Raw genomic sequence first — 13,552 nt, 5'->3', positions numbered from 1 at the left:
TTGATCTTCCGCTCGTCCTGCTTGCTGGGACTGCCCTACCTTCGGCGTCTATGCCGGTTGAGTTCTTGAGTGATGGTGAGGCGGCCGCGTACGGCCGTTTCTCGGGTGCTCCGTCGCAGGCGGAGCTGGAGCGGTTCTTCTACCTGGATGACGCGGATCGGGCGCTGATCGCCGAACGGCGTGGGACACACGCCCGCCCCGGCTTCGCCCTTCAACTGACGACAGCCCGCTACGTCGGGCGCTTTCTGACCGACCCACTGGACGTGCCCGACGAGGTGCTGGTGCACCTCGGCGAGCAACTCGGGATCGAGGATGTCTCGCAGATCAACCAGTACACCGAGCGGCGCAGCACGCCGTTCGAGCACCAGGACGTGATCCGCAAGGCATACGAATTGAAGGAGTTCTCCCAGGCGGAGGCAGATTTCATCGTCTGGGCGGGCGCGCGGGCGTGGAACACCGGCGACGGCAAGAAGACGATCTTCTATGACGGGGTGACGTGGCTGCGCACCAACAAGGTGCTGCTCCCGGGTGTGACCACGCTGGCCCGGCTGGTCGCCCGGGTGCGGGATGAGGCCACCGACCGGCTCTATGACACGCTGCGCGGGGTGCTGTCGCCGCGGCAGCGGGTAATCCTGGAGATGCTGCTGGAGGTGCCCGAAGGTCGGCGCGCCTCGGACCTGGAACGCTGGCGCAAAGGCCCAGCGGCGCCCTCGGGCAGAAATCTGGAAAAGGCGCTGGAGCTCGCCGCGGAAATCCTCGGGGTCGGGCTGGGGGCCATGCCGCTGCCGCCGGAGGTGCCGCACCGGCGGATGGTCGACCTGGCGCGGTACGGCACGCAGGCCACGGCGACCGCTTTGCGCCGCCATGGCCCCTCTCGCCAGCTCGCCACGTTGCTGGCCACGGTGATCTATCTGGAGGGCAAGGCGGTCGACGACTGTCTGGAGATGCTGGATCTGCTGGTCACCACCGAACTTGTCGGCAAGGCCGAGACCGCGACCGACAAGGAGCGGGTACGCCAGCATCCGAAGTTGGCCAAGCACTCGGCCACGCTCGCCGCGGCGGTGGAGACCCTGCTGGAGGTCACCGACCTCCGGTTGGATCAGGTGTGGGAGGCGATCGACGCGATCGTGCCCAGGCGGGAGTTGCGGGAGGCGGTCGCGGCGGTGACCGAGATGGTGCCGCCGTCCGACGCCGATGCCGATGGGGAGATGCGGGCGCTGCTGGCTTCGCGGATCGCCACTGTGTCGGGGTTCCTCAAGACGCTGACCACGGTGATCGAGTTCGGTGCCAACGCCGAAGGCACGCGGGCGCTCGCGGCGATGAAGCAGTTGCCCCGGCTGCTGGACGGACGCAAGAAGAAGGTCACCGAGGCCGACATCGACCCCGAACTGGTGACCGGGTCCTGGAAGCGGCTGGTGTTCAAGAGCCTGCCGAACGGCAGCACCGTGGACAAGAACGCCTACACCATGTGCGTACTCACCCAGTTCCACCGGCACCTCAAGCGCCGCGACGTCTATGCCGAGGCCTCGGCGCGCTGGCGGGATCCACGCGGGCAGCTGCTGGACGGTGCGAAGTGGGAGGCGGCCAAGGGTCCGGCGCTGGTCGACCTCCAGCTTCCCGAGGATCCCGGGCGGCTGCTCGCCGAGCACGCGCTGGTGCTCCATCTGGCGCTCAACGACGTCGCGGCCGGGCAGGGCAGGACGGTGTGGATGTGAGCGTGGGTGGGGAGGGACGACTGCACGTGGCCAAGCTGGCCGCCCTTCCGGAGCCGCCGTCCCTGATCGACCTGCGCAAGCGGTTCCTCGCGATGCTGCCGCGGGTGGATCTGCCCGAGCTGCTGCTGGAGGTGATGGGCCGGGTTCAGGAGTTCGAGGCCGCGTTCACCTCTGTAGCCGGCGGGGTGAGCAAGCTCGCCGACTTCCGCGTCTCGGTCGCGGCCTGCCTGACGGCTCAAGCGCTGAACATCGGGTACGCGCCGGTGGTGAAGGCGGGCACGCCGGCGTTGGAGCGCGGACGGTTGTCACACGTGGTGCAGAACTACCTGTCTGCGGAGACCTACACCCTGGCCAACGGTCCGCTCATTGATGAGCAGGGCAAGATCGGTTTTGCCCAGGTGCTCGGCGGTGGGCTGGTCGCGGCGATCGACGGGATGCGGTTCGTGGTCCCGGTACCCTCGATCTACACCCGGCCGAATAAGAAATTCTTCGGCCGTTCGCGCGGAGTCACGTGGCTCAACATGATCAACGACCGTGGGGTGGGGCTCGGGGCGAAGGTCGTCACCGGGACCGTGCGCGACTCGCTCCACATGATCGATGTGGCGTTCCGGCGGGATGGCGGACCGCGCCCTGAGGTTCTGGTGACCGACACCGGATCTTACAGCGACGTCGTGTTCGGCCTGGCCCACCTGCTGGGCATGCAGTACCGGCCCGCGCTGGCCGACATCCCCGATCAGAAGGGCTGGCGCATCCAGGACGCCGACTACGGCATCCTGTCCCGGTTCGCGCGCGGGAAGATCGACCTGGAAAAGATCAAGCGGCACTGGAGCGACATCCTGCGCGTCGTGGTGTCGATCTACACCGGTGAGATCCGCGCCTACGACGTGATGCGCATGATCCAGCGAGACGGTAACCCGACCCCGCTCGGGGAGGCGATCGCCCACTACGGGCGGATCTTCAAGACCCTCCATATCCTCACCTACGCCGTCGAGGAGCCCTACCGGCGCGACATCAAGGGCGTGCGCAACCTGCAAGAATCCCGCCATGCACTGGCAGGGAAGATCTTCCACGGCAGGAAAGGCGAGATCTACCAGCGCTACTACAAGGGCATGGAAGACCAGCTCGGCGCGCTCGGCCTGGTGCTCAACTGCGTCACGCTGTGGAACACCTTCTACATGGACCGGGCCCTCGATCAGCTCAAGGCAGAGGCCTATTCGCTGGCTGAGGAAGACGTCGCGCGGCTATCGCCCTTCGTCCGCCAGCACATCAACGTGATCGGCACCTATTCCTTCGCCCAGCCTGACCTTGGCCCCGCTGGCGTCCGGCAGCTCCGCAACCCCGATGAGCCGGATTGGGAAGATGACATCCTCTCAACGCCGTTCAGTTAAGGGGGAGGACTGTTCGTCAAGGTCGGTGAACAAAGCAGCGGAGCTGCTGTAGAAGAGGTCTGTATAGGCATCAGCTCCCATAACGCCCTCTAAGGTCGCTGTCCCGTGACAGCGAGCCTTGAGCTTGGCGCAGAGGGATGCCCCCGATCATGTCGCCCGTCCGGTTGTTGTGCAGGTGGCGGTCCAGGCTGGTGAGGGATGCCGCATGTGCGGGTGCGTAGTAAGTCGCCCTCCGGGCCGGGGCTTGCGGGCGATGATCGCAACCTGTAGATTGCCATTAATGGCAACCTACAGGTTGCGAATGAGGGTGGGCATGGGTTCGGACGCGATCGAACGTGTGGTGGTGCTGCGGCACCCCATCGAGCGGGTGTGGGCCGCGCTGACCACCGCGGAAGGGCTCTCGCGGTGGTTCGGCTCGGTAGCGGGGATAGATCTGCGGCCCGGTGGGCGCGCGTTCTTCCGTTGGGACGACCTGGACGAGGAATCCGTCGCCACGATCGCGGTGGTCGACCCACCACACCGTTTCGCGTTCAGGTGGGCAATCGAGGGCCTGCCGGAGGCTGACGCACCCCAGACGCTTGTGGACTTCACCCTGGAGCCGGTGCCGGGCGGTACCCGGCTGCGCCTGGTGGAGAGCGGGTTCGCCCAGGCCGCCGCCGACGTGGCCCACTCTGCCCACAAGGCCAACAGTCAGGGATGGGACGCCGAGCTCGTCGATCTGGAGACCTACCTCGATGCGGCCGCCTGATGCAGAAGGTCAGGCCGTCGCGGTGTTCGCGGCGCTCACCGATCCGACGCGGCGGGCGCTGCTGGAGGAGCTCGGCCGCGCCGGGCCCGCAACCGTCACGGATCTGGCGCGACGGTTGCCGATCAGCCGCCAGGCGATCGCCAAGCACCTCGGCCAGCTCGCCGAAGCGGGCCTGATCAGCGTCGGCGAACCGGCCGGTCGCCGCCATCCCTACCGGTTGGAACCAGCCGCCATCCGCACCGCCCAACTGTGGCTGGCCAGGCTCGCCAGCAGGTGGGATGACCGGCTGGCCGCGCTGGAAGGCGCACTGGAGGCCACTGACACCGACGCCACCGACACGAACCAAGGAGTCACGCAACCATGAGCAAGCCTGAATTCACGGCCGGCCTGAACCTCGCCATGAAGATCCCCAAGGCACAGTACGAAGCCACCGTGGCCTTCTACCGCGACACGCTGGGCTTCGACGTCAAAGAAGACGACGTCTCCTACGCTCCGACCGTCTCGAGAACTCATTCGGTGCGGTTCGGACCCAATACGCTGTGGCTCGACTGCGTCGACAACTACAGCCAGCCCGACCTGTGGCTGCAACTGCACACCGATGACCTGGACGCGGCAGCGAGCAAACTGGCCGACATCGGCATCCACCCGTGTGACGAGGTCGAGCCCCTGGAGAACCTCGAATCCAGAACCCACTGGATCAAGAACCCAGCCGGTGTCGTCCATCTGCTCGCGGAGTCCGGCTGATCCCGATGTCGCGATGAGGCATCCCAGCGAGGTGAGCAGCCACCCTCGGCGGTAGCGCGGAGCCGAACGCCCGGTTTCCCGAGTCGCTTGCACGAGGTGTTCGGTCTCATCGGACCCGAGGCAGTCTCACCATGACCGAGGCATCCGCGCAGATGCCTCACCTTCATGAGACGGCCGGGGCACGACCAGGCGCGACGGCCTGGCCGCCGCCCGCGACCAGCTCATCCTGGCCGCCGGCGTCATCACCGGCACGGACATCGACCTGGTCGGCACCATCGGCCGTCATGTCCTGGCCCATCTCCTGCCCGCCCGGCGAGTCCGCACCAAAGACCGCATCGTCAAACGCGCGATCTCCAAATACAACGCACGCGGACCCGCCATCGACCGGACCACCTACAAGGCCACCATTCACATCAACATGATCACAAGCAGCCCTTGACGCCGCTACCTCAGCCCTAACTGAACGGCGTTGCCTCTAGCCCCTGAGGCATGTGTGGGCTGACGCCCGCGACGGGAGCGGCCTGTAGGTAGCCTTCGCCCGTGATCAGCTAGACGAGTAGATCCGATGTGATCAGTGGTCGTAGGCGATCAGTGAGCGGGTGACAGGTGCGCCTGTCTGGTTGTTGTGCCAGATTCCGGCGGCCATCGCCAGGACTCGCTGGGCCACTCGGACTGCGACGCCCTCGAAGGTGCGCCCGCCGTGTTGTTCCAGGTCGAGCTGCCCTTTGAGGGTGTCGTTGACTCGATGAGCTGGCGGACCTTCTTGAGCATCGGCTCGCCGAATCGCCGTTTCTCGCGTTTGAAAGAGGGCCGCAGCAGCTCGATGCTTAGCCCGGCGAGCTCCTGCTCGAGCGCTTTGGAGGCGAAGCCCTTGTCGGAGATGAGCAAGATGCCCTCGCGCTGGGCAACCAGATCGGCGTCGGCCTCGAGCATCGCGGACAGGACTTCGCGCTCGTCGAGCTTGGGGGTGGCCAGTGCCCACAAGATCGGCATGCCGGTCGGGGTGCACACCAGGTACAGGCGCAGGCCCCAGAAGAACCGGGAGTGGGAGGCGCAGTAGCCGTAGCCGGCCCATCCGGCCAGGTTCGACCGCTGGACGGTGGGACGCGACATGCCGCACGGCACCGGTGTGGAGTCGACGATCCACACGGTGTCGGTCCAAAAGTCGCTGTCTTGGGCCAGCTCCCGGATCAGGCGTTTGACCAGCGGAAGCGCCGCGCGCAGTCGTTTGTTGTAGCCCGCGCGCTGGGGCAGATAGGGGAACATGCCGGACAGGTCCTTGTGCGCGTAGCGCAGCCAGCGGGCTTCGGAGTGGTAGCCGAGCAGTGCCTGCGCGACCGCCAGACAGACCAGTTCGGAGTCACTGAGCAAAGGCGGGCGGCCCAGCCACCGCGTTCCTCCGATCTCGTCGTCGATCTTCACGTACAGTGCGGTCAAGAGGGTGTTCAGGTCGGTCGTCACAAACTGATCTTGGACACCCTCACCCCTTTGGCGGGGCGGAACTTCGGATCTACTCGTCTAGGTAGATGCGGGGGCGGAACGTCGCCGGACGCATCCGCTCTCCATGGTCTTCGGGCCGGATACCGATCAAGATGTCGACTGTACCTGCGGCTATGGCAAGTCGACATGGGCCACGATCGGCATCATCCGAGCCCGGACCGCCTCTTCACGGCGCGAGGGATCTCGGCGCGACGGTCGCTGCCATGGCTTGTCGGCGTGATCGGGCGCGCAGCAGGCCGAGGACGCCGATCACGACAAGTGTCAGCGCGACGAGTTGGAAGCCGTGCGTACGCTCACCGAGCAGGAGGACTGCCAGAAGCATCGTCACGGCCGGAGCCGGGGCGGTGATGGTGCTCGCGACCGATACGTCGATGTGACGGACGGCGTTGAACCAGACGATCAGCTCCAGGTAGTAAGCGAGCCCCATCATCGCCGCGAACGACTGCAGGTCAAGGCTCGACCAGGTGTGTGCGATCTCCGATGGGCCTTCGAGAGCGAGGGCGATGGTGAGCAGGCACAGGGCCGAGACAAGGAGGCGTGAGGTGGTTACCTGGTTCGGCGTGATGGGTGTGGTGTCGAGAACTTCCTTGAGGATCACGTGGGCGACACTCCACAGCACCGGGACGGCGATGGCGACCGCGAACCAGGGTGACAGTCCCGCCAACTTCCAGGTGCCCTGCGTCGCAAGGTAGTACATCGCCGCAAGGATCAGGCCTGTGAAGCCCCACTCGGCAATGGTCTTGCGGCGGCCCAGGAACAGCGACTCGAGCGTGGCGGCGAAGAGCGGGTAGAGCTGGAGCGCGACCGCGGCGTTGATGGCGCCGGCCTTCTCGAAAGCGAGAACGTAGGCCCAAGTGGACAGCGCGAACAGTAATCCAGTGAGGTGATCTCAGCGAATTGCCGGTAGATAGTCGTGCTCGAAAGGGGTGAGGACAAGCGCCGCGCGGGCGATGTCGCCGATTCTGCTGGGGCTGACGGTGATGTGCTGGAGGGCTCGCCAGCGGGCTTTGAGGGGGGGCAGCCGGAATACGGGAGAAAGACACCGCGGCCGGGTGTTCCTGCTGGTTAGTGGCGTCGGCGGGGTGGGGCGAGGTGTTCGGTGACGGCGGCGATTGCTTCGCTGCCGGGCCGGGTGTAGCGCATGGCGGTGCGGGGGTTCTTGTGCCGGGTCTTGGCCATGATGAGCTGCAGGGGAATTTCGGCGTCGCCGAGGTGGGTGGCGGCGGAGTGGCGGAGCTGGTGCAGGTCGAGCCCGGCGTACTTCTCCAGCAGGACGCGGGCGCGATCGTAGCCCAAGCGTGCCCGGCCGGTGTGCGGGCAGATGTCGGCGGCCGCGGGCTGTCGGGCGGGGACGGGACGGCGTTCGGAAAGGAACAGCGGCCCCCGGGTGCGCTGCGTCCCGTCGGGCAGCCGGAGCAGCCGGGGTAGGAGGTGGGCGGTGCCGGTGTCCCAGTACACCCATTCGATCGCCCCGCCCTTGGATCGGATCGGTGCGCGGCGTCCATCGAGGTCGAGGTCTTCGACGTTGAGGGCGAGGATCTCAGCGGCGCGGGCGGCGGTTTCGTAGAGCATCCGCCACAGGGTCTTCTCACGCAGCGGCACGTCCCGGCGCGACAGTAGCCGGTGGATCGTCGTCTTCGCGACCGCCTTGGTTTCGTCTGGGGTCTCGCGGCGCCGTTCGATATCGCCTGGCACCGACGGGGCCGCCCACCGCTTCTTCGTCGTGCACCAGGTGAGCCAGGAGGCGACCGCGGCCCGGTTGCGGTTCCACGTCGCCGGCGCGCACCCACCCCACAACTGGGTGAGCGCGGCTCCGATCTCGTCGTCGGCGACCTCAGCCAACAGCCGGCCCGCACCCAGAAGCGCGACGGTCCGGTCGATCGCCGAAGCGTAGGCACGATGCGTGTTCGGATTGCCGATCCGGTTCGTCGACAGGAACTGCTCGGCGGCCGCGGCGAGGTCGACGCCGTCGCCGCGCAGCGGCGAGACCTTACGGGCTGCGGCCGCGTTCACACCGACGTCCTGATGTACCGGATAACGTGCGCGAGTCGCGCACCATCCGTGAGAGCGGATCGCCTGCTCGGCCGGGGCCGCTGGTGGCTCATGTACGTGATAAGACTATTATCACGTACATGAGGCGCGGCTTCGACCAGATGGGGGCAGGAGGTCCAGATGGGGGCAGGAGGTCGAGGCGGCCCATGGCGCGGGCATCAGGGAGGAACTCCGCGGGGAAGCCCTGGCCGATCAGGAACTGGCGCTCCTCCTCGAACGCGGCCAGAGTCTTGCAGCGCCAGGTGAAGGCCCACCCTCGAAGGACTGGCCTCGGCCCGAGCGCGCGGCCGCGTCGGTGGGCGGCTGGCGGCCCTGGATGCCCACGGGGTGGAGATGGCCCGCGCGCTGTACGAGATGAAGGGCGATGACGGCAAGCGCCGCTACACCGTCCAGCAGATCGCCGACCGGCTCGGCGTCAGCCGCGCCACGATCTACCACCACCTCGATCCCGACAAGCCGGTCTCGGCGTAGGAGGAGCACGGTGCTGCCCCGGTCACCTACTACGGCGGCAAGGCCAAGCTGAGCTTGTTCTTAGGAAATCTGGAGCAATCTCGCAAGCGCTAAGGTTAAAGGTCAAGTTGGCGGAGTGGTGCGGCGGAGCCGTACCGCTACAAAGGCGAGCAGCCCGAGGGCGGCCAGCGTGAAGACCGTGTTGCCGATGAGGTCCACATTCGCGGGCGCTGGGAAACTTGGCGGCTGCGGGAAGCTGTGCCAGGCGTAGGTGAGCAGGCCGGCAGCGCTCAGGGCGAACCTGTGCCAGGGTCCCCAGCCCGTGCGCCGGGACCAGCGCAGGATGAGCAGCGTCATCGTGGTGTAGAGCGTGAGGTAGAAGCCGACCGTGATCCACGCGGGCACGATGGACTGCAGCTTGCCCGCCATGGTGGGGAGCCAGAACGCCAGCCCGGCCGCGATGGTGATCGCGAAGACGGTCCACGGGCTGGCCGGTGTGGCCGGGAGGAGGGGGCGGCGGAATCGAACGGACAGGAACGCGGCGATGATCAGGGCGATGGCCGTGATCAGCGTCCAGGTGATCTGGGCGGCCGACAACGGGTAGATGGCCGGACTTGCCAGGGCGATGGGCACCGCGCCGCCTAGCAGAAACAGGACGGCTGACACGGTGAGGCCGACCTTGCCGAGCCAGGGCGTGTCCGGCCGGCGTGAGCCCGCCTCTACTATCGAGATCGGCACCGCGATGCTCCACACCCCGTGGATGGCCAGAACGAACACGGTCCAGTAGGCGCCGATGCCCAGCGCCGGAATGAACCCGTAGTCGAGCAACCGCAACCCGACGTAGTCGGGATTGAACAGCGACTGGGTGAGCAGGCCCTCCTCGATCACGGCATAGGCGAGCCCGAGCAGGATGATCCCCGGCCACCCCAGCCGCCACCGGCGGGCGACCTCACGGATCAGCAGCGCGCCACCGCCATAGAGCGGAATCAGCCCGATGATCATCGGTAGGGCGTTGATGGCGATGTTGCCCAGCAGATACTCGCCGACCAGCGGCGCGAGAACCAGCAGGCCAAGTGCTGGAAGAATGCGTTTGAACACGTCTACCCTCACCGGTTGTAGAGCCTGCGTGCCGACAGATAACTGACCAGGGCGATGCCCGCGCTCCACACAGCCGCCTCCAGGAAGCTGGACCCGGCCGGGCGCCCGGCCAGCAGCGCGCGCAGCGTCTCGATGACAGGGGTGGCCGGCTGGTGCTCGGCGAACCAGCGCAGTCCGGCCGGCATCGACTTGGTCGGGACGAAGCCGCTGCCGAGGAAGGGCAGCAGCATCAGCGGCATCGGCAGGTTGCTGGCCGTGGCCACGTTCTTGGTGACCATGGCGAGCGCGACCGACAGCCAGGTGATGGCGAAGGTGAACATGGCCAGCACACCGACCACGCCGAGCCAGTCCAGCGCCGAGGCGGACGGGCGGAACCCGATCAGCAACGCCACCACGGTCACCATGGCAATCGCGAGGAATGTCTGCACCATCGCCCCGAGTACGTGCCCGGTGAGCACCGAGACGCGGGCGATGGCCATGGTCTTGAACCTGGCGATGATGCCCTCGGTCATGTCGGTCGCCACCGAGATCGCGGTCCCCTGCGCGGCCCCGACGATCGTCGTGATCATGATGCCGGGGGTGAGGTAGCCGACGTAGGCGGCGCGGTCGGCGCCGATGCCCGCGCCCATGGTGCCGCCGAGGACGTAGACGAACAGCAGCAGGAACACCACGGGCACGGCCGCGAACGTGAGGATCAGCGTGGGGTAGCGCCAGATGTGTTTGACCTGGCGCCGCAGCATCGTCGCCGAGTCGGTGATCGCTCTCATCGGGAGGGCTCCTGGGTCAGGGTGAGGAAGACGTCGTCCAGGTCGGGGGTGTGCACCGACAGCTCGGCGACGTCGATGGCATGTGTGTCCAGCCACTCCAGGAGCTTCCTCAGCGTCCTGACTCCGCCGGAGTCGGGGATCTGGACGGTGAGCGCCGCGTCGTTGCTGGAGGTGGCGCCGACGTGGCCAGCCGCCCTGCGGTACCCGTCGGGGTCGGCGAAGCGCACGACGATGTGGCCGCCGGGGACCATTCGCTTGAGCTCCTCAGGGGTGCCTTCGGCCACCAGTCGGCCCTGGCTGAGCAGCGCGATGCGGTCGGCGAGTTCGTCGGCCTCCTCCAGGTATTGGGTGGTCAGGAAGATGGTCACGCCGTCCTGCTGGACGAGGTCCCTGACGATCTGCCACATGGTGCGGCGGCTGCGCGGGTCCAGGCCCGTGGTCGGTTCGTCGAGGAAGATGAGCTTGGGCGTGCCGACCATGGTCATGGCGAGGTCGAGCCGGCGGCGCATGCCGCCCGAGTAGGTGGCCGCGGGCTTGCGCGCGGCGTCGGTGAGGTCGAAGCGCTCCAGCAGTTCGCGGACGCGCCTGCGGCCCTTGGCGCGGCCGAGGTGGAGCAGGTCGGCCATGAGTCGCAGGTTCTCCTCGCCGGTGAGGAAGTTGTCGACTGCGGAGAACTGGCCGGTGACGCCGATCGCGGCACGCACCTTGTCGGGTTCCTTGGCCAGGTCGTGCCCGGCGACCCAGATTTCGCCCGCGTCGGCCTTGATCAGGGTGGACAGGATCTGCACTGTGGTGGTCTTGCCCGCGCCGTTGGGGCCGAGTAGCGAGAAGACGGTGCCCTGCGGGATGGTGAGGTCGATGTCGTCCAGGACGCGGTGGGCGCCGAAGGACTTACGCAGCCCCGTCACCGAGACGAAGGTTCGCATCGCGTTCACCCCCGATCCCAGGTGACGGGCAGGCTGTGCACGCCGTACACCTGCGAGGGATCGGTGCGCAGCGACAGCTCTTCAGCCGGTACGGCGAGCCGCAGCGTCGGGAAGCGGATGAGCAGCGCGGGAAACGCGACACGCATCTCGATGCGGGCAAGCTGCTGACCGAGGCACTGGTGGACGCCGTGGCCGAAGGCCAGATGCCCGGCGGCTGAGCGGCGCAGATCGAGCACGTCGGGGCCTGCGAACCTGGCCGGGTCCCTGTTGGCGGCGTTGATCGCGATGACGACCGTGTCGCCCGCCTTGAGCTGCCTGCCGCCGAGCTCCACGTCCTCCAGCACGCTGCGCATACCGGTGGCGGCGACGGACAGGTAACGCAGCAGCTCCTCCGCAGCGCCGACGGCCAGATCGGGGTCGCCGCGCAGTGCGGTGAGCTGGGCCGGGTTGCGCAGCAGGGCGAAGGTGCCGAGCGCGAGCATGTTGGCGGTGGTGTCGAGCCCGGCGCCGAGCAGGAACGCGGCCACGCCGCCGAGCTCCTCGTCGGTCAGGCCGCCGCCGGTGACCACGTCGCTGAGCAGGTCGTCGGCCGGCTTGGCCCGCTTGGCGAGCGCGAGCTCCCGCAGGTACGTGCCGAGCTCGACGAAGGCGGCGTACTGCGCCTCAGCGGCCCCGGCCTCCGGCAGGGCCCGGGTGGAGCTCTGGAACTGGTCGCGGTCCTCGTACGGCACGCCGAGCAGCTCACAGATCATCAGCGCTGGAACCGGCTGCGTGAAGACCTCGACGAGGTCGGCGGGCGGCCCCTGCCGCTCCATCGCGTCGAGCCGCTCACGGGTGATCTCGGTGACCCGCTCGGTGAGCAGGTTCATCCTGCGGACGGTGAACTTGCCCGCCAGCAGCTTGCGGAAGCGGGTGTGCTGGGGTGCGTCCATGCCGGTCAGGTCGCCGACGGGGGCGGGCGGCAGGTGCCCGCCCGCCAGGGGGTGGTAGTGGGTTTCGTAGCGGGAGCTGAACCGCGGGTCGGCGAGGATCTGGCGGACCAGGTCGTATCCGGTGATCATCCAGACGCCGGGGGCGCCCTCGGATGCGGCCAGGCGGGCGATTGGCTGCTCTGCGCGCAGGGCGGTGAGCGAAGGGGCGGGATCGAAGGGGCAGGCGGGTGCGCGGTCGAGGGACGGAGTGACCGGCTCATCGCGATAGTACGTGTTCATCACGATTGAAAGCTACGTTGCTTTCAGAAATTCTGTCAATTGATCGATGCACATAAGTGCAGGTCAAAGCCAATAAATTGATGCGTTGATGCTGAAGCTGAATGCAATGAAGCATTGCATTGTGTGGCGCCGAACGCAATAGTGGTGTCATGTCAGAAGGAAGGTTGACCCGGCAGGAGCGCCAGCGCATCGCGACCGGCCTCGCCGAAGGCCGCTCCTATGCCGAGATCGCCAGGCGGCTGGACCGGCCGACCTCGACGATCAGCCGTGAGGTCGGCCGCAACGGCGGCCCCAGTGACTACCGCCCCGAGCGGGCGCACCAGGCGGCAGCGCGGCGGGCGCGGCGCGGCACCCCGGCACGTTCGCCCGAGGCCGAACCCCAGGACCGAAAGGTCTTCGAGGTGGAAGAGGGAGCCGTCGAGATGGCGATCGGGATGGGCCTGCCGAAGATGATGGCGCGCGTGCTCATCGGCCTGTGGCTGAGCGAGGACGGCAGGCTCACTGCGGCAGAGCTGTCGCGCGGGCTGAAAGTCAGTCCCGCCTCGATCTCCATGGCGGTGGGCTACCTCACCCAGCAGGGGCTGATCAGGCGCGAACGTGATCCGCGGCGGCGGCGCGACATCTACGTGGTCGACGACGACGCCTGGTACCACTCGACGGTGATCAGCTCGCGGCAGACGCTCGCGGCGGCGCAGATCGCGAAGGAGGCGGGGCGGACGCTCGGGCTCGATACGCCCGTGGGACGCCGCCTGGCCAGGGGCGGTGCGTTCCTGGAGCGGATCAGCCTGGACGTTCTGGCGTCGGCCGAACGCTGGCGCGACCTCCCGCCGTGATCAGACCGCAGTATTTCTGCTAGCCACGCAGCGTCACAACAGTCACACAGAGTTACTTTGCCCCTGATGGCGCCGACCCGAGAGGGGGGCCTTAGACGCTGTCCCGAGAACCGGACAGAA

Annotated in this window: 14 protein-coding genes and 1 pseudogene; 7 read left to right on the top strand and 8 right to left on the bottom strand. The window is 67.4% G+C overall.

Features of this window, described 5'->3' with window-relative positions; genetic code table 11:
* The first annotated feature begins 50 nt into the window (after positions 1–50).
* From ABZ911_RS29725 to ABZ911_RS29705, 5 genes are all read left to right on the top strand, one after another.
* On the top strand, positions 51–1,715 hold the full coding sequence (locus ABZ911_RS29725; RefSeq protein WP_358063048.1) for a DUF4158 domain-containing protein: 1,665 nt from the start codon (positions 51–53) through the stop codon (positions 1,713–1,715).
* Positions 1,716–1,741: 26 nt separating this feature from the next.
* A complete protein-coding gene (locus ABZ911_RS29720) occupies positions 1,742–3,103 on the top strand; it encodes a transposase (RefSeq protein WP_358063045.1) in 1,362 nt (453 codons plus the stop codon).
* A 313-nt stretch (positions 3,104–3,416) separates the two neighbouring features.
* On the top strand, positions 3,417–3,851 hold the full coding sequence (locus ABZ911_RS29715; RefSeq protein ID WP_358063042.1) for an SRPBCC domain-containing protein: 435 nt from the start codon (positions 3,417–3,419) through the stop codon (positions 3,849–3,851).
* Complete coding sequence (locus tag ABZ911_RS29710; protein WP_355527943.1) at positions 3,838–4,215, top strand: metalloregulator ArsR/SmtB family transcription factor; 378 nt, start codon at positions 3,838–3,840, stop codon at positions 4,213–4,215. The genes ABZ911_RS29715 and ABZ911_RS29710 overlap by 14 nt, the downstream gene beginning before the upstream one ends.
* Positions 4,212–4,595 (top strand): VOC family protein, encoded by a 384-nt coding sequence (locus ABZ911_RS29705; protein WP_345681477.1) that lies wholly within the window; start codon positions 4,212–4,214, stop codon positions 4,593–4,595. Before ABZ911_RS29710 ends, ABZ911_RS29705 begins: the two co-directional genes overlap by 4 nt.
* 163 nt (positions 4,596–4,758) lie before the next feature.
* On the opposite strand, the gene ABZ911_RS29700 is transcribed toward ABZ911_RS29705, so the two are convergent.
* The 4 genes and pseudogenes from ABZ911_RS29700 to ABZ911_RS29685 all read right to left on the bottom strand — a co-directional run bounded on the left by ABZ911_RS29700 (position 4,759) and on the right by ABZ911_RS29685 (position 8,108).
* Positions 4,759–4,881, bottom strand: a complete 123-nt coding sequence (locus tag ABZ911_RS29700; RefSeq protein ID WP_358063035.1) for a hypothetical protein — start codon at positions 4,879–4,881, stop codon at positions 4,759–4,761.
* Between the two features lie 285 nt (positions 4,882–5,166).
* Positions 5,167–6,056 (bottom strand): annotated as a pseudogene (locus ABZ911_RS29695) (IS982 family transposase).
* Between the two features lie 205 nt (positions 6,057–6,261).
* A complete protein-coding gene (locus ABZ911_RS29690; RefSeq protein ID WP_358063033.1) occupies positions 6,262–6,792 on the bottom strand; it encodes a DMT family transporter in 531 nt (176 codons plus the stop codon).
* 368 nt (positions 6,793–7,160) lie between these two features.
* Positions 7,161–8,108 carry a site-specific integrase gene (locus ABZ911_RS29685; protein WP_358063030.1) on the bottom strand — a complete coding sequence of 316 codons (948 nt, stop codon included), beginning with the start codon at positions 8,106–8,108 and terminating at the stop codon, positions 7,161–7,163.
* Between the two features lie 303 nt (positions 8,109–8,411).
* Here ABZ911_RS29685 and ABZ911_RS29680 point away from each other — a divergent pair, with 303 nt between their 5' ends.
* On the top strand, positions 8,412–8,618 hold the full coding sequence (locus ABZ911_RS29680; RefSeq protein ID WP_358063370.1) for a helix-turn-helix domain-containing protein: 207 nt from the start codon (positions 8,412–8,414) through the stop codon (positions 8,616–8,618).
* A 102-nt stretch (positions 8,619–8,720) separates the two neighbouring features.
* Here the strand turns inward: ABZ911_RS29680 and ABZ911_RS29675 are convergent, their stop codons facing one another.
* Genes ABZ911_RS29675 through ABZ911_RS29660 form a run of 4 tightly spaced genes read right to left on the bottom strand, consistent with a single transcriptional unit; the run spans position 8,721 to position 12,599 of the window.
* Positions 8,721–9,695, bottom strand: coding sequence for a hypothetical protein (locus tag ABZ911_RS29675; RefSeq protein ID WP_358063027.1), 975 nt, complete (start codon positions 9,693–9,695; stop codon positions 8,721–8,723).
* An 8-nt stretch (positions 9,696–9,703) separates the two neighbouring features.
* Positions 9,704–10,462, bottom strand: coding sequence for an ABC transporter permease (locus ABZ911_RS29670; RefSeq protein ID WP_358063024.1), 759 nt, complete (start codon positions 10,460–10,462; stop codon positions 9,704–9,706).
* Positions 10,459–11,388 (bottom strand): ATP-binding cassette domain-containing protein, encoded by a 930-nt coding sequence (locus tag ABZ911_RS29665; RefSeq protein ID WP_358063021.1) that lies wholly within the window; start codon positions 11,386–11,388, stop codon positions 10,459–10,461. Before ABZ911_RS29665 ends, ABZ911_RS29670 begins: the two co-directional genes overlap by 4 nt.
* 5 nt (positions 11,389–11,393) lie before the next feature.
* Complete coding sequence (locus ABZ911_RS29660; RefSeq protein WP_358063018.1) at positions 11,394–12,599, bottom strand: cytochrome P450; 1,206 nt, start codon at positions 12,597–12,599, stop codon at positions 11,394–11,396.
* Between the two features lie 149 nt (positions 12,600–12,748).
* Between ABZ911_RS29660 and ABZ911_RS29655 the strand changes: the two genes are divergently transcribed.
* Positions 12,749–13,432, top strand: coding sequence for a helix-turn-helix domain-containing protein (locus ABZ911_RS29655; protein ID WP_358063016.1), 684 nt, complete (start codon positions 12,749–12,751; stop codon positions 13,430–13,432).
* Positions 13,433–13,552 lie beyond the last annotated feature (120 nt).

The organism is Nonomuraea sp. NPDC046570, assembly GCF_040645915.1.
Classification (GTDB): domain Bacteria; phylum Actinomycetota; class Actinomycetes; order Streptosporangiales; family Streptosporangiaceae; genus Nonomuraea.
This window is presented reverse-complemented; position numbering and strand designations above follow the sequence as displayed.

Bases quoted from the DNA above. Each gene is read 5' to 3' on its own strand.
- ABZ911_RS29725 (WP_358063048.1), top strand. From the start codon at position 51: ATGCCGGTTGAGTTCTTGAGTGATGGTGAGGCGGCCGCGTACGGCCGT.
- ABZ911_RS29715 (WP_358063042.1), top strand. From the start codon at position 3,417: ATGGGTTCGGACGCGATCGAACGTGTGGTGGTGCTGCGGCACCCCATC.
- ABZ911_RS29710 (WP_355527943.1), top strand. From the start codon at position 3,838: ATGCGGCCGCCTGATGCAGAAGGTCAGGCCGTCGCGGTGTTCGCGGCG.
- ABZ911_RS29705 (WP_345681477.1), top strand. From the start codon at position 4,212: ATGAGCAAGCCTGAATTCACGGCCGGCCTGAACCTCGCCATGAAGATC.
- ABZ911_RS29700 (WP_358063035.1), bottom strand. From the start codon at position 4,881: ATGACGGCCGATGGTGCCGACCAGGTCGATGTCCGTGCCGGTGATGAC.
- ABZ911_RS29690 (WP_358063033.1), bottom strand. From the start codon at position 6,792: ATGTACTACCTTGCGACGCAGGGCACCTGGAAGTTGGCGGGACTGTCA.
- ABZ911_RS29670 (WP_358063024.1), bottom strand. From the start codon at position 10,462: ATGAGAGCGATCACCGACTCGGCGACGATGCTGCGGCGCCAGGTCAAA.
- ABZ911_RS29665 (WP_358063021.1), bottom strand. From the start codon at position 11,388: ATGCGAACCTTCGTCTCGGTGACGGGGCTGCGTAAGTCCTTCGGCGCC.
- ABZ911_RS29660 (WP_358063018.1), bottom strand. From the start codon at position 12,599: ATGAACACGTACTATCGCGATGAGCCGGTCACTCCGTCCCTCGACCGC.
- ABZ911_RS29655 (WP_358063016.1), top strand. From the start codon at position 12,749: ATGTCAGAAGGAAGGTTGACCCGGCAGGAGCGCCAGCGCATCGCGACC.